Origin of the sequence: Azospira restricta (genome assembly GCF_016858125.1) — a bacterium.
Lineage (GTDB): Bacteria > Pseudomonadota > Gammaproteobacteria > Burkholderiales > Rhodocyclaceae > Proximibacter > Proximibacter restrictus.
Genome location: NZ_CP064781.1, coordinates 502,740 through 518,590 on the forward strand (window position 1 = coordinate 502,740; position 15,851 = coordinate 518,590).

13 protein-coding genes are annotated in these 15,851 nt (G+C 70.5%); 2 read left to right on the forward strand and 11 right to left on the reverse strand.

Annotated elements, in window-relative coordinates:
- Positions 1 to 12: 12 nt before the first annotated feature.
- The 5 genes from IWH25_RS02415 to IWH25_RS02435 are packed head-to-tail and all read right to left on the reverse strand — an operon-like array spanning position 13 to position 3,733.
- Positions 13 to 1,269 carry a dihydroorotase gene (locus tag IWH25_RS02415; RefSeq protein WP_203387774.1) on the reverse strand — a complete coding sequence of 419 codons (1,257 nt, stop codon included), beginning with the start codon at positions 1,267 to 1,269 and terminating at the stop codon, positions 13 to 15.
- A gap of 1 nt (position 1,270) precedes the next feature.
- Positions 1,271 to 2,251: an aspartate carbamoyltransferase catalytic subunit gene (locus IWH25_RS02420; protein ID WP_203387775.1), complete on the reverse strand. Its 981-nt coding sequence runs from the start codon at positions 2,249 to 2,251 to the stop codon at positions 1,271 to 1,273.
- The gene (gene pyrR / locus IWH25_RS02425) at positions 2,244 to 2,741 is read right to left on the reverse strand and encodes a bifunctional pyr operon transcriptional regulator/uracil phosphoribosyltransferase PyrR (RefSeq protein WP_203387776.1); all 498 of its coding nucleotides are present in this window, start codon (positions 2,739 to 2,741) and stop codon (positions 2,244 to 2,246) included. The genes IWH25_RS02420 and pyrR overlap by 8 nt, the downstream gene beginning before the upstream one ends.
- Positions 2,725 to 3,171 carry a Holliday junction resolvase RuvX gene (gene ruvX, locus IWH25_RS02430; protein ID WP_203387777.1) on the reverse strand — a complete coding sequence of 149 codons (447 nt, stop codon included), beginning with the start codon at positions 3,169 to 3,171 and terminating at the stop codon, positions 2,725 to 2,727. Before ruvX ends, pyrR begins: the two co-directional genes overlap by 17 nt.
- On the reverse strand, positions 3,164 to 3,733 hold the full coding sequence (locus tag IWH25_RS02435) for a YqgE/AlgH family protein (protein ID WP_376990695.1): 570 nt from the start codon (positions 3,731 to 3,733) through the stop codon (positions 3,164 to 3,166). The genes ruvX and IWH25_RS02435 overlap by 8 nt, the downstream gene beginning before the upstream one ends.
- Before the next feature lie 48 nt (positions 3,734 to 3,781).
- On the opposite strand from IWH25_RS02435, the gene IWH25_RS02440 reads away from it, so the two are divergent.
- Positions 3,782 to 5,197 carry a cryptochrome/photolyase family protein gene (locus IWH25_RS02440; RefSeq protein WP_203387779.1) on the forward strand — a complete coding sequence of 472 codons (1,416 nt, stop codon included), beginning with the start codon at positions 3,782 to 3,784 and terminating at the stop codon, positions 5,195 to 5,197.
- 31 nt (positions 5,198 to 5,228) lie between these two features.
- Here the strand turns inward: IWH25_RS02440 and IWH25_RS02445 are convergent, their stop codons facing one another.
- The 6 genes from IWH25_RS02445 to IWH25_RS02470 form a co-directional block, all read right to left on the reverse strand.
- The gene (locus tag IWH25_RS02445; protein ID WP_203387780.1) at positions 5,229 to 11,042 is read right to left on the reverse strand and encodes an Hpt domain-containing protein; all 5,814 of its coding nucleotides are present in this window, start codon (positions 11,040 to 11,042) and stop codon (positions 5,229 to 5,231) included.
- Between the two features lie 44 nt (positions 11,043 to 11,086).
- Positions 11,087 to 13,252: a methyl-accepting chemotaxis protein gene (locus tag IWH25_RS02450; protein WP_203387781.1), complete on the reverse strand. Its 2,166-nt coding sequence runs from the start codon at positions 13,250 to 13,252 to the stop codon at positions 11,087 to 11,089.
- Positions 13,253 to 13,314: 62 nt separating this feature from the next.
- Positions 13,315 to 13,830, reverse strand: coding sequence for a chemotaxis protein CheW (locus IWH25_RS02455; protein ID WP_203387782.1), 516 nt, complete (start codon positions 13,828 to 13,830; stop codon positions 13,315 to 13,317).
- 13 nt (positions 13,831 to 13,843) lie between these two features.
- Positions 13,844 to 14,206: a response regulator transcription factor gene (locus IWH25_RS02460; RefSeq protein ID WP_275403831.1), complete on the reverse strand. Its 363-nt coding sequence runs from the start codon at positions 14,204 to 14,206 to the stop codon at positions 13,844 to 13,846.
- Between the two features lie 37 nt (positions 14,207 to 14,243).
- Positions 14,244 to 14,606 (reverse strand): response regulator, encoded by a 363-nt coding sequence (locus IWH25_RS02465; RefSeq protein WP_203389126.1) that lies wholly within the window; start codon positions 14,604 to 14,606, stop codon positions 14,244 to 14,246.
- Between the two features lie 129 nt (positions 14,607 to 14,735).
- A complete protein-coding gene (locus tag IWH25_RS02470) occupies positions 14,736 to 14,888 on the reverse strand; it encodes a rubredoxin (protein ID WP_203389127.1) in 153 nt (50 codons plus the stop codon).
- A 119-nt stretch (positions 14,889 to 15,007) separates the two neighbouring features.
- On the opposite strand from IWH25_RS02470, the gene thiD reads away from it, so the two are divergent.
- The gene (thiD, locus tag IWH25_RS02475; RefSeq protein ID WP_203387783.1) at positions 15,008 to 15,847 is read left to right on the forward strand and encodes a bifunctional hydroxymethylpyrimidine kinase/phosphomethylpyrimidine kinase; all 840 of its coding nucleotides are present in this window, start codon (positions 15,008 to 15,010) and stop codon (positions 15,845 to 15,847) included.
- The last annotated feature ends 4 nt before the right edge of the window (positions 15,848 to 15,851 follow it).

Below are 15,851 nucleotides of genomic sequence, written 5' to 3' on the forward strand. Positions count from 1 at the left end.
GCGAGCCGCCGCTCAGCCGGCGAAGACGACGCGGCCGCCGACCAGCGTCATCGCGACGCGGCCCTGCATGCCGCAGCCGAGGAAGGGCGTGTTCTTGCCTTCGCTGCGCAGGCCTGCGGCGCTCACCTGCCACTCCGCCTCCGCGTCGAAGACGCAGACGTCGGCCGGCGCGCCGACCGACAGCTCGCCGCCGGCGCAGCCGAGGATCGCCGCCGGGTCGCAGGTGACGCGCGCCAGCGCCTGCGCCAACGGCACGCCGGCCGCCGCCGCCCATTTCAGCGTCAGCGGCAGCAGCAATTCCAGCCCGCTGGCACCGGCCTCGGCCTCGCCGAACGGCAGCTGCTTGCCGTCCGCGTCGACCGGGGTGTGGTCCGAGCAGATCGCCGCCAGCCCGTCGGCGGCGGCCGCCGACAGCGCCTCGCGGTCGCGCTGCGCGCGCAGCGGCGGCTCGAAGCGGGCGGCGCTGTCGAAGAAGCCGATGTCCATCTCGGTCAGGTGCAGGTGATGCACGCCGACGTCGCAGGTGACCGCCAGTCCGTCGGCACGTGCGCGGCGCACCAGCTCGACGCCGGCGGCGGTAGACAGGCGGGCGAGGTGCAGGCGGACGCCGGTGGCGCGGGCCAGCTCGAGCGCGGTGGCGACCGCCACCGCCTCGGCGGCGGCGGGGATGCCGGGCAGGCCGAGGCGCGCGGCGACCTCGCCGTCGTGGGCGACGCCTTCGCCGGCGAGGTACTTGTCCTGCGGCCGCAGCCACACCGGGTAGCCGAAGGTCGCCGCGTACTGCAGCGCGCGCAGCAGCACCTGCGTGTCGGCCGGCGTCGCGTTGCCCTGCGAGAAGGCGACGCAGCCGGCGCGCGCCAGACTGCCCAGTTCGGCGAGCGCCTCGCCGCGCAGGCGCGCGGTCAGCGCGCCGAGCGGCAGCACGCGGGCGAGGCCGGCGTCGTGTGCGCGGCGGACGATGCGTTCGACCAGGCCCGGTTCGTCGAGCGGCGGCCGCGTGTCGGGCGGACAGGCGAGCGAGGTGACGCCGCCGGCGACGGCCGCGGCGAGTTCGCCCTCGAGTCCCGGCAGGCGGGCGGCGAGGTCGATCAGGCCGGGGCAGACGACGCGCCCGCCGGCGTCGATCACGCGCGCCGCGGCGAAGCCGTCGGGCGCCGCACCGAGCGCGGCGACGCGGCCGTCGGCGAGGTGCAGGTCGAGCTGGCCATCGACGCCGCTCTTCGGATCGACCAGGCGGCCGTTCTTGATGGAAATCTTGTCGCTCGCCATCTCAGTTCCCCGCAACGATGCTCATCACCGCCATGCGCACGGCGATGCCGAAGGTGACTTGCGGCAGGATCACCGCCTGCGCGCCGTCGGCCACTTCCGAATCGATCTCGACGCCGCGGTTCATCGGCCCCGGATGCATCACGATCGCGTCCGGCTTGGCCAGCGCCAGCTTCGCCGGCGTCAGCCCGTAGCGGCTGAAGTACTCGCGTGCCGACGGCAGCAGCGCGCCGTTCATGCGCTCGTTCTGCAGCCGCAGCATGATCACCACGTCGCAGCCGCGCAGCCCCTCGGCCAGGTCGTGGAAGACGCGCACGCCGAGCTTGTCGAGGTGCGCCGGCAGCAGCGTCTGCGGGCCGATCGCGCGCAGCTCGCCGACGCCGAGCGTGGTCAGCGCGTGGATGTCGGAGCGGGCGACGCGCGAATGCAGGATGTCGCCGACGATCGCCACCGTCAGGTTGTGGAACTCCTTCTTGTAGTGGCGGATCGTGTACATGTCGAGCAGCCCCTGCGTCGGGTGCGCGTGGCGGCCGTCGCCGGCGTTCACCACGTGGATGTCGTCGCGGCCGACGCGCGCCAGGTGCTCGGCGATCAGGTACGGCGCGCCCGAGGTGGCGTGGCGGACGACGAACATGTCGGCGTGCATCGCGCACAGGTTGTCGATGGTGTCGAGCAGGGTCTCGCCCTTGGCCGTCGACGAGCGGTTGATGTCGAGGTTGATGACGTCGGCCGACAGGCGCTTGGCGGCGATCTCGAAGGTCGTCCGCGTCCGCGTCGAGTTCTCGAAGAACAGGTTGAAGACGCTTTTCCCGCGCAACAGCGGCACCTTCTTCACGTCGCGCTCGGACACTTCCATGAACGACGCGGCGGTGTCGAGGATGTGCGTCAGCACCTCGCGCGGCAGGCCCTCGGTCGACAGCAGGTGGGTCAGTTCGCCGTTGGCGTTGAGCTGCGGGTTGTTGTGGCTCCGCCGCGCGTCACTCATGGTCCAGCCTCCACGAAAGCCGTCCGGCGTCGTCGCGCGCGAGCACCAGCGTCTCGCCCGCCGCCAGCGTCACGTCCCAGGTGTTGTACTGCGCCGCGACCGGCAGCTCGCGGCCGCCGCGGTCGGCGAGCACCGCCAGCTCGACCTTCGCCGGCCGCCCGTAGTCGAAGATCTCGTTCAGCGCGGCGCGCGTCGTGCGCCCGGTATACAGCACGTCGTCGACGAGCACGATGTGCCGCCCCTCGACCTCGAACGGGATCGAACTCGGCTTGATCTGCGGGTGCAGGCCTTTCGCGGCGAAGTCGTCGCGGTAGAAGGAGACGTCGATGGTGCCCGGCTCGTCTGGCATGCCGAGCAGGGTGCGCAGGCGTTCGGCGATCCAGACGCCGCCGCTGTGGATGCCGATCAGGGCGGTGTCGGGGCCGACGTGCGGGCGCAGCTGCTCGGCGAGCGCGGCGCACTGCCGTTCGGCATCAGGAAGTGGTGGCATGGGCATGGTGCTCGGTATCGAAATAAGTCTGCAGGATCAGTTGCGCGGCAACCGCGTCGAGGTGCGCCTTGGCACGCTTCGCGTCATGGCCGCTCTCGCGCAGCCGGGTCTCGGCCTCGACCGAGGTCAGGCGCTCGTCGGCGAAGGCGACCGGCAGGCCGAAGCGGCCGTGCAGCTGGTTGGCGAAGCGCGTGCAGCGGGCGGCCAGCGCGTGCGGCGCGCCGTCGACGGTGCCGGGCAGGCCGACCACCAGCCGCGCCGGCTGCCACTCGGCGATCAGCGCGGCGATCGCGGCGAAGCGCTCGGCGTTGGCGTGGGCATGGATCACGGTCAGCGGGTGCGCCTGGCGCAGCGTCGTTTCGCCGACGGCGACGCCGATGCGCTTCTCGCCGAAGTCGAAGGCCAGCACCGTGCCGGCCGGCTCAGGCATGCCCGGCGTCCTCGGCCAGGTTGGTGAAGCTGACGCCGAGCGCGCTCATCGCCGCCGGCAGGCGCGCCTCGAAAGGCATATCGAAAAGGATTTCCGGCTTCGCCGGCACCGTCAGCCAGGCGTTCTGCGCCAGCTCTTCCTCGAGCTGGCCGGCCGACCAGCCGGAGTAGCCGAGGGTGACGATGATCTCGCGCGGGTCGCCCTCGTGGCCGACCGCCTGCAGCACGTCGCGCGAGCTGGTCAGCCCGACCTGCTGGTTGACCGCCAGCGTCGACTGCCAGCCGCCGATCGGGCGATGCAGCACGAAGCCGCGGTCGGTCTGCACCGGCCCGCCGAAATAGACCGGCATCCGGTCGAATCCCTGCGTCTCCAGCGGCACCTCGATCTTCTCGAAGAGCGCCGCCAGCGTCATGTCGATCGGGCGGTTGACGATGATGCCGAGCGCGCCCTGCTCGTTGTGTTCGCAGATGTAGACCAGGGTTCCGGAAAAATACGGGTCCGCCATCGCCGGCATGGCGATGAGGAAGTGATCGGTCAGATTGACGGACTGCATGCCCGGCATTTTAATCCCCGCCGGAACCCGAGACAAACGCAACGGTCCGATCCGCTCATGAGCCCTCCCGCCCTCGTCTGGTTCCGCCGCGACCTGCGCGACGTCGACCATGCGCCGCTGGCCGCCGCGCTCGCTGCCGGCGGCCCGGTGTACTGCGCCTTCGTCTTCGACGCGACGATCCTCGCCCCGCTGCCGCGCGACGACTGCCGCGTCGCCTTCATCCACGCCTCGCTGCAGGAACTCGATGCCGCCCTGCGCGCGCGCGGCGGCGGCCTGCTCGTGCGCCACGGCGATCCGCGGCACGAGATTCCGGCGCTGGCCGCTGCGCTCGGCGCCGGCGCGGTCTATGCCGGCCGCGACTACGAGCCGGCGGCGAAGGCGCGCGACGCCGCCGTCGCTGCGGCGCTCGCCGCCGACGGCCGGCGTCTCGAACTGCTGCGCGACCAGGCGGTGCTCGACGGCGATGCGGTGCTGACGCAGGCGGGAACGCCGTTCACGGTGTTCACGCGGTACCGCGACGCCTGGCTGAAGCGGCTGCGCGCGGACGATCTCGCGCCCCGCCCCAGCGCGCATGGCCGGCTGGCGGAACCCCCGCTGCCCGGCGGCGTGCCGCCGCTGGCGGCGATCGGATTCACCGCCGGCCGTGGCGGGCCGGGCGTCGCGCCCGGCATGTCCGGCGCGCAGGCGCTGTTCGACGAGTTCCGCGGCCGCCTCGCCCGCTACCGCGAGCAGCGCGATTTCCCGGCGGCCAAGGGCGTCTCCTACCTCTCCGCGCACCTGCGCTTCGGCACCGTGTCGATCCGCGCGCTGGCGGCGCATGCCTGGCAGGAAGGCGGCGACGGCGCGATGGCGTGGCTGTCGGAGCTGATCTGGCGGGATTTCTACTTCATGATCCTCGACCGCTTTCCGCACGTCATCGCGGGCAGCTTCCGCCCGGCCTACGACCGCATCGCCTGGGACGACTGGCCGGAAGGGCTCGCCGCGTGGCAGGCGGGGCGCACCGGCTATCCGCTGGTGGACGCGGCGATGCGCCAGCTGGCGGCGACCGGGTACATGCACAACCGGCTGCGCATGGTCGCCGCCTCCTTTCTGTGCAAGGACCTCGGCATCGACTGGCGGCACGGCGAGGCCTGGTTCGCCGGCCGGCTGCTCGACTTCGACCTCGCCGCCAACAACGGCGGCTGGCAGTGGGCGGCCTCGTCCGGCTGCGACGCGCAGCCCTGGTTCCGCATCTTCAACCCGGTGACGCAGTCGGAAAAATTCGATCCGCGGGGGGCGTTCATCCGCCGCTACGTGCCCGAGCTGGAGACGGTGCCGGACCAGTGGATCCACGCGCCGTGGCGCATGCCGGCGGAAGCGCAGCAGGCCTGCGGGGTGATCGTCGGTCGCGACTACCCGCCGCCGCTGGTCGATCACGCCGCGGCGCGGGAGCGCACGCTGGCGCGCTACGCGGTCGTGAAAAAGGCCGGCTGAGCGCCGGCCCCTTCCGCAGCGCCGCCGGTGCTCAGTGCTGGCGCTTGGCCCGCGTGTAGTCGCCGACCAGCCGGAGCAGCTCGTCTTCCTGGTAGGGCTTGCCGAGGTAGTTGTTCACGCCGATCTCGAACGCGTAGTTGCGGTGCTTGTCGGCGGTGCGCGAGGTGATCATGATGATCGGCACGTCCTTCAGTTTCTCGTCGGCGCGCACGTTGCGCGTCAGGTCGAAGCCGTCCATGCGCGGCATCTCGATGTCGACCAGCAGCACGTCGGGGATGATGTCGAGCATCTGCTCCAGCGCATCGACGCCGTCCTTCGCCGTCAGCACCTGGTAGCCCTCGCGCGACAGCAGGCGGCCGGTGATCTTGCGCACCGTCAGCGAGTCGTCGACGACCATCACCGTCGGCAGCGTCGCCGCCGTCGCCTTGTGCTCGTCCGGCGCCTGCAGCGCGGTCGGCGCGACCTCCGGCAAGTGCGCGGCGCGGGCGCGCGAAGCGAGCGCCACCGGGTTCAGGATCAGCACCACCTGGCCGTCGCCGAGCACCGTCGCCCCGTCGATGCCGACGACGCGGGCGAGCTGCGGGCCGATGTTCTTGACGACGATTTCGCGGTTGCCGCGCAGTTCGTCGACCTGCACCGCGACGCGCTGCGCGCCGGAGCGCAGCAGCAGCACCCAGTACTGGCGCCGCGCCTCGGGCAGCGCGCCGGTGTCGCCGAGCAGGTGCGGCAGGAAGCGGTAGGGATACCGGTTGCCCAGCCACTCGGCTTCGCCGGCCTCGCGAATGCGGGCGAGGAAGGTTTCCTTGAGCTCCAGCACCTGCTCGATCATCGACGACGGGATCGCATAGAGGTGCGATCCGGCGCGGACCAGCAGCGCCTGCGTCACCGCCAGCGTCAGCGGGATGTAGAGGCGGAAGGTGCAGCCCTTGCCGGGCAGCGAATTGACTTCGATGCGGCCGCCGAGCGCCCCGATCTCGGTCTTCACGACGTCCATGCCGACGCCGCGGCCGGCGATCTGGCTGACCTCGGCGGCGGTGGAGAAGCCGGGCGTGAAGATCAGTTTGATCAGGCGCCCCTCGTCGGCCTCCTCGTCGGCGGCGAGCAGCCCGGCCTCGATGCCGCGCGCGCGGATGCGCGCGAAGTCGAGGCCGGCGCCGTCGTCGGCCATGCTCAGGATGATTTCGTTGCCTTCCTGCGCCAGCGTCAGCGTCACTTCGCCGATCTCGGTCTTGCCCGCGGCGAGCCGCGCCTCGCGGCCTTCCAGGCCGTGCGCGACGGCGTTGCGCAAGAGGTGCTCGAGCGGCGCGCCGATCTTGTCCAGCACCGAGCGGTCGAGTTCGACCTGGCCGCCGCGGATTTCCAGGTTGGCGCGCTTGCCGAGCTCCTTCGCGGTCTGCCGCACGATGCGGTAGAGGCGGTCGGCCTGGCTGGCGAACGGCACCATGCGCACGCTCATCAGTTCCTGCTGCAGCTGGCGGTTCATGCGCGCCTGCGCGAGGATCGCCGCGTTGGCATCGTCGAGGTTCTTGAGCAGGTTCTGCTGCACCGTCGCGACGTCGTTCACCGACTCGGCCATCATCCGCGTCAGTTCCTGGAAGCGGGTGAAGCGGTCGAATTCGAGCGGGTCGAAGCCGGCGTGCTTCTCGTCGGTCTGCGCGATGCGCGACTGCATCTGCGTTTCGGCCTGGATCTCGATGTCGCGCAGCTGGCGGCGCAGACGGATGACGTTTTCGGTGAGGTCGAGCAGCGAGCCCTTCAGGCTGACCATCTCGCCCTCGATCCGCGCGCGGGCGATCGACAGTTCGCCGGCCTCGTTGACCAGCTGGTCGATCAGGTCGGCGCGCACGCGCAGCGTTGCCTTCTGCGCCGCCGCTTCCTCGCCGCCGGCCTCGACCGACGGCGCGGCGGCAACGCCGGCCGCCTCGACCACGGTCACCGGCAAGGCCGGGGCGGCTTCTTCGGCCAGGGCGACGGCGGACGCCAGCTCCGGCGAGGCGTCGGCAGCGGCGACGGGCGGCGCCTCCAGCGACTCGCCGCGCTGCAGGCGCTCGACGATCTGGACGACGCTGTCGAAGGCCGACTCGACGTCGTCGATCAGCTCGGGCGGCGCGCTGCCGGCCTTGTCGGCCTGCTCGACGCGCGATTCGATGGCATGGGTGATTTCGCCGAGCGTCATCGCGCCGGCCATGCGGGCGCTGCCCTTCAGCGTGTGGAACAGGCGGTGCAGCGCACGCAGGGTTTCGTGGTCGCCGGGCGCGGCACGCCACTGGCGAAGCTGTTCGTTGATGCCGCCGATCAGCTCGAAGGCTTCCTCGAGGAAGATCGGCAGCAGCTGCTCGTCGAGCTCGTCCTTGACGCCGGCGAGCGGCGTGACGATGGCGCCGGGCACGGCGGCCGCCGCCGGCGCGGGTTCGGCCGGTGCCTCGGGCGTCGCCGGCGTCGGCGCCGGCGGTGCCGCGTCGATCAACTCCTCGCCGAGCACCAACGCCGCGGGCGGCGGATAGAGCTGGTCGAGCGCGTCGATCAGCTGCGGATTGGCCTCCGGCAGCCGTTCGTCGGCGACACCGACGACCATTTCCTCGAGCGCCGCGATCGTCTGCCGGACGACCTCGACGCCGGCGATGCTTTCCGGGTGGTCGGTCGTCTCGCGGCGCAGCAGCGCATGCTCCAGCGTCGCACCGAGGCGGTTGATCACGGCCAGGCCGACCGTGCCGGAAATGCCGGCCAGCGTGTGCGCGGCGCGCGCCATCGGGTACGGCGTCGGCTGCGTCGGGTCGGCGGCGAACGAGGCAAACTCGCGGTTGAGCGTGGCGATGTGGCTGCGTGCCTCCTCGAGGAAGATGTCGAAGAGGGTGGCCGAAATGCCCAGGCTCGCGCCGCGCTCGGCCGGCGGTACCTCGGCCGGCGCGGGCAGCTCGACGCCCGGCTCGGCTTCGGCCGCCGGCATCGCCAGCTCGATCACTTCCGCCAGCGGCGCCTCGTCGGCCAGCTCGGGCAGCACGAATTCCTCGGCCGGCAAGGTCGGCACCGTCGCCACCGGTTCCGGCGGCAGCAGATCGATGACGAGCGGCTCGTCGGCCGGCAGCGACGGTTCGCGGTCGGCGGCGTCGGCTTCCGGCTCAGGCGTCCGCTGCCCGAAATGGCCGACGACGACGGTCGCACTCGGCGGCTCGGCGGGAAGCTCCGCCGGCAGCTCCGGCAGCACGACCTCCTCGGGCACCGTGGCGGCCTCCACCGGCGCCTCGGCAAACGGAATGTCGCCGAGATCGATCGGCGCGATGTCGATGATTTCCAGCGGCTCGGCCGGCGGCGGCGCTGCTTCGGCGGCGCCGAAATTGCCGAGGACGACGGTCGTCGCCGCCTCGTCGTACGTCTCCTCGTCGCCGGTCGCCGCCGGCAACGCTTCTGCCGGCGGCTCCGATGCCGCGGGCACCGGGGTAGGCGGCACCTCGCCGCCGACGCGCAACGCGTCGGCGAGCGCGACCAGCGGCCCGGCGTCGGGCAGCGGCAGGCTGCGCTCCTCGAGGTGGGCGACCCAGGCCGTGAACACCCGCTGCCCCTCGCTGACCAGTTCGAACACCGGCTGCGTCACCTCGAGCTCCTGCCGCAACCAGAGGTTGAGCACCTGCTCGATGCCCCAGGCGACCTCGCCCAGCTCGCGCAGCCCGACCATGCGCCCGGACCCCTTCAGCGTGTGGAAGGAGCGGCGGATGTTGGTCAGCACTTCGACGTTGTGCGGCTGCTCTTGCAGCAGCGTGAGGTTGCCGGCGACCGCCTGCAGCACCTCCTTCGCTTCCTCGATGAAGATCGCCAGCAGTTCGGCGTCGAGGTCCTCTTCGTCGGCTTGTGCCAGCTGCAGCGTTTCCGCCGACGGCGTCGGCGCCGCGGCGGTCTGCGGCCGCAGGCCGGCCAGCGCCTCGTCGACCGCCGGCGCGCCGCCGGCGTCGAGCGCCGACAGCGCCGCCTTCGCCTGCTGGCCGAGTGCGCTGTCGGCAACCAGGTCGGCGTCCTGCTTCAGCGTCTCCAGGTTCTGCTTCAGCTCCTGGCGCAGGCCTTCGTCGGCCGGCTGCTCCTTCAGCGCAATCAGCAGCGCCTGCGTCTCGCGCTTGGCCTGCTCCAGTTCCTGCTCGACGCTGCCGGCGGCCGCTTCCTCCTCGGCCGCGGCTGGCGGCGGGGCGCTCATCGAGCGCGTGAACTCGGCGAAGTCGGTCGCTCCGTGCTGCATCGCGTCGATGAAGAAACCGAGCGCCGACAGGCGGTCGGCGACGCGTTCGAAGTCGCCTTCCTGCGGCACGTAGTCGGCCGCGGCAAAGCGGCGGATCTCGCCCTCGCATTCGTGCAGGGTGTCGACCGCGGCGTTCTGGCCCATGATCATCAGCGCGCCGACGATCTGGTGCAGCGGGCCGTCGAGCCCGGCCAGGTCGCCGCGCTTGTCGGCGTCGCGGAAGAAGCCGTCGAGCACCTGTTCGATCTGCGCCAGGTTGCTCTGGATTTCCTTGGCGACCTGGCCGATCAGCAGCTTTTCCTGCGCCTGGCGCGACATCTCGTCGAGCAGCGGCACCTCGGAGCCGGGGGCCGGCGGATTGTCGGCGAGGAAGCCGTGCAGGCGGGCGACCATCACGTCGACCTGGTGCGCGAAATCGGCGCCGAGGCGGGTGAAGTTCTCCTGCGCGTTCTGCGCCAGCAGGATCGCCGTCGCGATTTCCATCGCCAGCGCCTCGCTGTGCCGCGACGGCTTCTCCGCCAGCCAGTTGGCGGCGCTGGCGATGGCCTGCGCCAGCCGGCGGTAGTCGGTATGGCCGAGCTGCTCGACGGTCTGCTGCATGGTCGCGGCGTGGTCGCGGAAGACCGGCAGCGACTGCGCCGTGCCGGCGCAGAACTTGTTCCAGGCCTCCTCGGTCGCGGCGATCGACTCGCGCAGGCGGCGGCGCAGCGCTTCCTGCGGCGCCGCCACCGCGGCTGCCTGCGCCGGCAGCAGCGATTGCAGCTGGTAGGTGTCCTTGATCTGGCGGACGAGGCCGTCGGCGGACGCCTCGGCCTGCGCGACATAGTAGAGGGCGTCGCGCATCAGGCGCTCGGCGACGTTCTGCGAACCCTCGATCAGGCGGCGGATCTGCAGGTCGATGCGTGCGCACAGCTGCTTGATGTCGACGCCGGCCGGCAGGCGGTCCTCGGCGAGCGCGGTGAGCATGCCGGCGGCGACCCACCAGAAGGCGCGCGCCGCGGCCAGTTCCTGCGTCGCCTCGACCTGGCGCGTGGCGTCGAGCATCTCGGCGATGCCGCCGCGCTCGGCGGGATTGCGCAGCCAGGCGAGCAGGCCGCGCTGGAAGCGGGCGCGCTGCGCGCGCAGCAGCTGCTGCAGCTCGTCGCGCGGCAGCGCCGGCGCCGGCGCCCGCCGCGGCGGGCGCAGCGACAGGTCGGGGAAGAACAGGTCGGTCGCCGACACGCGCTTGTGGCCGCGCGCGGCGAGGATTTCGCCGTAGACCGGAAGCAGCCGCAGCGGCTGGTTCGGCTCGCCGTTGACCAGGTCGTCGAGGTAGTGGCGAACGGCATCGATCGCCCGCAGCACGAGCGCGACGCGCTCGCCGTCGGCAGCGACCTTCTGCTGCTCGAAATCGTCGAGCAGCCCTTCCTGGGCATCGACGCACTGCGTGACGCCGTCGAGGCCGACGATCGCCAGCGCGCCGCGCACCTGGTGCAGGTGCGTGCGGGCGAACTTGAGCTGCGTCGCGTCGCCGCCGGCAGTGAATTGCCGGAGCGCCTCGGCGGCGCGCTCCAGCGCCAGGTCGATTTCGCTCTTGACCCAGGTCAGCGGACCGACGTCGAATTCCGTCGCAGCGTTCATGCGGACTTCTTTCTCCTCTACGGGCGTCGTGATGGCCCTGCGCTTCAGGCGACCTTGAAGCCGGCGACCGAACCCTTCAGTTCAGTCGCCAGACCGGCCAGTTCGCCGACCGCCTCGGCGGTGCGCTGCGTGCCGGCAGTGGCCTGTTCGGTGACGCGCAGGATTTCCTGCATCTTGCTGGCGACGCCGGTCGCCGACTGCGCCTGCTTCTGCGTGTCGGCGGAAATGTTCTCGATCAGGCCGGCGAGGCTCTTCGACACGTCGCCGATCTCGGCCAGCGCCTGGCCGGCGGCGTCGGACAGCTTGGCCCCTTCGACCACGCCCTGCGTCGATTGCTCCATCGCGGAGACGGCGTCCTGCGTGTCGGTCTGAATCGTCTTCACGATCGCCGCGATCTGCTTGGTCGCTTCCGCCGAGCGTTCGGCGAGGCGCTGCACTTCCTCGGCAACCACCGTGAAGCCGCGGCCGGCGTCGCCGGCGGAGGCCGCCTGGATGGCGGCGTTCAGCGCCAGCACGTTGGTCTGCTCGGTAATGTCCGAGATCAGTTCGACGATTTCGCCGATCTCCTGCGAGGATTCGCCGAGGCGCTTGATCCGCTTCGACGTTTCCTGGATCTGCTCGCGGATTTCGTTCATGCCCTTGATCGAGTCCTGCACCGCCTGCGCGCCCTTCTCGGCGGCGGCCAGCGACTGGCGCGCGACCTGCGCCGACTGGTTGGCGTTGCTCGACACCTGGTTCATCGAGCGCGCCATGTCCAGCGCCGAGCGGCCGGCGTCCTGGATTTCCTCGGACTGCTTCTCGGCGGCGGCGAGCAGCTCGGCCGAGGTCTGCTGCGCGATCTCGGTCGCCTGCGTCACGCGGCCGGCGGCGTCGTTGATGCGGCCGACCAGCACGCGCAGTTCCTCGATCGTGTAGTTGATCGAGTCGGCGATGGCACCGGTGATGTCCTCGGACACGGTCGCGGTGACGGTCAGGTCGCCGTCGGCGAGGTCGCCCAGTTCGTTCATCAGGCGCAGGATCGCGTCCTGGTTGGTGCGGTTGACGCGTTCGGTCTCCTGCCGACTCTGCTCGGCCTCCGCCGCGCGGCGCGCCGAGTCGTCGAGGTAGACCTTGGCCATCAGGCCGAGGATCAGCAGCACGAGGCCGCCGAGGATGACCAGGAAGAGCACGTAGCCGGTGCGCTCGGCGAGTTCCCCCTGGTACGCGCCGGCCAGCTTGTCGGTCGCGGCGAGCAGGTTTTCCGAATCGCGGAAGATGTTGGCGCCGGCCTGCTTCGCCAGCACCAGCCGCTGCATCGAGCCGAGGATGCCGCCGACCGCGCCCTGGTAGTCCTTGAAGGTCGCTTCCAGTTCGCCGAGCTTCTGCCGCGTGTCGGCATCGCTGGTGGCACTGATGCGCAGCGTGTCGCTGCCCTTCGACAGCGCCTGCAGCAGGTCGCGGAACGTGTTGGTGTCCTTGCCGAGGAGGAAGGCGACTTCCGGGTCGATCGCGTCGCCGACGAGCAGCGCCGAGGCGTTCTTCGCGACGCGCTGCGTCAGCATCACCAGCTGGTTCGCGGCGACCACCTCGCGCGTGCCGCCGCCGGCCTGCAGCTTCAGCGCCGCGACCTGTTCCGCCTGTTCCAGCAGCTGCGGGTTCTTGTTGTTGATCGTCGCCACGTCGTTGCCGAGCGCGATCAGGTTCTTCTCCATCTCCAGCAGCTGGCCGGCGTTCTTGTCGGTCTTGACCCACTCCTCGGTCAGCCCCTTCAGCGCCTCCTGCACCGCCTCCGGCGACGGCGGCACCTTGACTTCGTCGATCTCGCCGCCATTGGTCAGGCGCTCGATCAGCTGCGAGAAGCGCTCGCGCGAATCGCGCAGCTGCTTGAACGCGGTCGCATTGCCCTGCAGCGCCAGCGTCGAGGACTTCGCCAGCCGCTGCGACAGCATGCGCATTTCGCCGGAGGCGGCGATGTAGGCGGTACCGTACGAGGACTCGCGGTTGTCGTGGTAGATCAGCGCGATCAGCAGGATCATCGCCAGCACCAGCGCGCCGCCGAGGATCTGCAGCTGCCGGATGACCGGATACTGGCTGAGCATGCCCAGCGCCGCCCCCTTCTTCCCCTTCGCCGCCTTGCCGCCATCCATAACCGTGGGCGCGGCAATCGTCTGCTCCGCGGCACCGGGTTTCTGGCCCCCTCCGAAGCCGGGCAGGTTCAGCTTGAACGCCATGAATCGTCTCCTGTTATTTTCTCTGTGCGTATCGTCGGACCGGCCCTAACCCGAGCGCCGGCTCAGGCGCCGATCTCCATGAAATCGGGGTCGGCGAGCAGCGCGCGGACGTTGAGCCGCCGCCATTCGCGGCCGTCGCCGTCGACCAGGCGCTCGCTCTCCCACGGGCGGGCGGCGTCCGCAGTCGATGCCGCCGGCGAGAACTGCTCGGGGTTCTTCAGCCCGAGCATGCGCGTCACCAGCAGCGCCGCGTTGCTGCCGTGGCGCGTGCCGATCAGCAGCAGGCGCGACGTCGCGTTGACCGGGGTCGGCTCGCCGCCGCGAAAGGCGGAAAAATCGGCAACCGAGTACAGGTTGCCGCGGATGTTGGCGATGCCGGCGAACCACGGTCGCGTCAGCGGCACCGGGGCCAGCGGCGGCAGCGGCACGATCTCGCCGGAGTCGGACAGGTTCAGCAGCCAGTAGTCGTTGCCGGCCTGGACGCCGAGCAGGGCGGCGGTGGCCTGGCCCTGCGCCGCGCTGGAGAGGCGGGCGGCCAGGTGCTCCTGGAACTCCCGGAGGCTGATCTTCTTCGCCATGCCCGCGCGCGGCTCAGAGGGCGGCGATCTTGGCCAGCAGTTCTTCCGGATTGACCGGCTTCACCAGGTAATCCTGGGCGCCCTGGCGCAGGCCCCAGATCTTGTCGGTTTCCTGGCTCTTCGTCGTGCACACGAAGACCGGGATGTTCTTGGTGTCGTCGTCGCGGGTCAGCGTGCGCGTCGCCTGGTAGCCGTTGAGGCCGGGCATCACCACGTCCATGATGACCAGGTCCGGCAACTCCGCCTTGGCCTTGCTGATCCCTTCCTCGCCGCTCTCGGCGGTGACCACCTGGTAGCCGTTCTTGCTCAGCAGCTCGACCAGGAAATGGCGCTCGGTGGGGGAATCGTCGACGACGAGGATTTTCTTCACGGGCATGCTGTTACTCCGATGATTGCGTGTGATGCGAGTCTCGTTACTGAACCGACTGCGGCGCGAAGCTCGCAACCGCCTGCAGCAGGCTGTCCTTGGTAAACGGCTTGGTGAGGTACTGGTCGGAGCCGACCATGCGGCCGCGGGCGCGGTCGAACAGGCCGTCCTTGGAGGAGAGCATGATCACCGGCGTGGCGCGGAAACGGGCGTTCTTCTTGATCAGCGCGCAGGTCTGGTAGCCGTCGAGGCGCGGCATCATGATGTCGCAGAAGATGATGTCCGGCTGATGGTCGGCGATCTTCGCCAGCGCATCGAAGCCGTCCTCGGCGAGCAGCACCTGGCAACCGGCTTGCACCAGAAAGATCTCGGCGCTGCGCCGGATGGTGTTGCTGTCGTCGATCACCATGACCTTGACGCCGCGCAGGTTTGCAGCTTCAGCCAATTCCTTCCTCCATGGGCGCCGGATAATCTGTGTTCTTCGCCTGTTTTCCGGGCCGGCGCCGAAATAATTGCATCCAACTATACCGTAAATGGCTCAGATTTCGATCATTTCGAAGTCCTCCTTGCGCGCCCCGCACTCCGGGCAGACCCAGTTGATCGGCAGGTCTTCCCAGCGGGTTCCCGGTGGGATTCCCTCGTTGGGCGCGCCGGCTGCCTCGTCGTAGATCCAGCCGCAGACCTGGCACATCCAGGTACGGGGCTTGGCGACGGTCGGAGAGTTCATTGGCGGGGCGGCGAATGGAGCAGATGGGGTAGAATCGGCGATTCTAGCCAAACCGCTTTTGCCGTGCCAAGCCGGCGCCGCGCATGAACCAGAACCCCCGACTGCTCCCGCCCATCGTCCTCACCTTCGCCGCCAGCGACCCCTCCGGCGGCGCCGGCGTGCAGGCCGACCTGCTGACCCAGGCCTCGATGGGCTGCCACCCGCTGTCGGTGATCACCGCGATCACCGTCCAGGACACCCTCGGCGTCGAGGCGGTGCATGCGCTCGACGCCGACTGGGTCGAGGACCAGGCGCGCGCGGTGCTCGAAGACATGCCGGTGGCCGCATTCAAGATCGGGCTGCTCGGCAGCGTCGAGAACATCTCGGTCGTCGCCGAGATCCTCGCCGACTATCCGGACATCCCGCTGGTCTTCGACCCGGTGCTCGCCTCCGGCCGCGGCGACGAGCTGTCGACCGAGGAGATGGTCGAAGCGATGCGCGAGATGCTGCTGCCGCAGACGACGGTGCTGACGCCGAACAGCATGGAGGCCCGCCGCCTGGCCGAGGAGGACGGCGACGAGGACTCGCCCGACCTCGCCGGCTGCGCGCAGCGGCTGATCAGCTACGGCTGCGAATACGTACTGGTCACCGGCACGCACGAGAACACGGCGAAGGTGATCAACACCCTCTACGGCGAGAACGGCCAGATCCGCAGCGACCGCTGGGAGCGCCTGCCCGGCAGCTACCACGGCTCGGGCTGCACGCTGGCCTCGGCGATCGCCGCCAACCTCGCCAACGGGCTGGACATCGGCGACGCCGTGCGCGACGCGCAGGAATACACCTGGCAGGCGCTGGCCAACGGCTTCCGCCCGGGCATGGGCCAGCACATCCCCGACCGCTTCTTCTGGGCGCGCGCCGACGAGCTCGAACAGGATGAGTCCTAGGGCG

Excerpts from the sequence above, each read along its gene's own strand:
- IWH25_RS02415 (WP_203387774.1), bottom strand. The coding sequence starts at position 1,269 with ATGGCGAGCGACAAGATTTCCATCAAGAACGGCCGCCTGGTCGATCCG.
- IWH25_RS02420 (WP_203387775.1), bottom strand. The coding sequence starts at position 2,251 with ATGAGTGACGCGCGGCGGAGCCACAACAACCCGCAGCTCAACGCCAAC.
- pyrR (WP_203387776.1), bottom strand. The coding sequence starts at position 2,741 with ATGCCACCACTTCCTGATGCCGAACGGCAGTGCGCCGCGCTCGCCGAG.
- ruvX (WP_203387777.1), bottom strand. The coding sequence starts at position 3,171 with ATGCCTGAGCCGGCCGGCACGGTGCTGGCCTTCGACTTCGGCGAGAAG.
- IWH25_RS02435 (WP_376990695.1), bottom strand. The coding sequence starts at position 3,733 with ATGCCGGGCATGCAGTCCGTCAATCTGACCGATCACTTCCTCATCGCC.
- IWH25_RS02440 (WP_203387779.1), top strand. The coding sequence starts at position 3,782 with ATGAGCCCTCCCGCCCTCGTCTGGTTCCGCCGCGACCTGCGCGACGTC.
- IWH25_RS02445 (WP_203387780.1), bottom strand. The coding sequence starts at position 11,042 with ATGAACGCTGCGACGGAATTCGACGTCGGTCCGCTGACCTGGGTCAAG.
- IWH25_RS02450 (WP_203387781.1), bottom strand. The coding sequence starts at position 13,252 with ATGGCGTTCAAGCTGAACCTGCCCGGCTTCGGAGGGGGCCAGAAACCC.
- IWH25_RS02455 (WP_203387782.1), bottom strand. The coding sequence starts at position 13,830 with ATGGCGAAGAAGATCAGCCTCCGGGAGTTCCAGGAGCACCTGGCCGCC.
- IWH25_RS02460 (WP_275403831.1), bottom strand. The coding sequence starts at position 14,206 with ATGCCCGTGAAGAAAATCCTCGTCGTCGACGATTCCCCCACCGAGCGC.
- IWH25_RS02465 (WP_203389126.1), bottom strand. The coding sequence starts at position 14,606 with ATGGTGATCGACGACAGCAACACCATCCGGCGCAGCGCCGAGATCTTT.
- IWH25_RS02470 (WP_203389127.1), bottom strand. The coding sequence starts at position 14,888 with ATGTGCCAGGTCTGCGGCTGGATCTACGACGAGGCAGCCGGCGCGCCC.
- thiD (WP_203387783.1), top strand. The coding sequence starts at position 15,008 with ATGAACCAGAACCCCCGACTGCTCCCGCCCATCGTCCTCACCTTCGCC.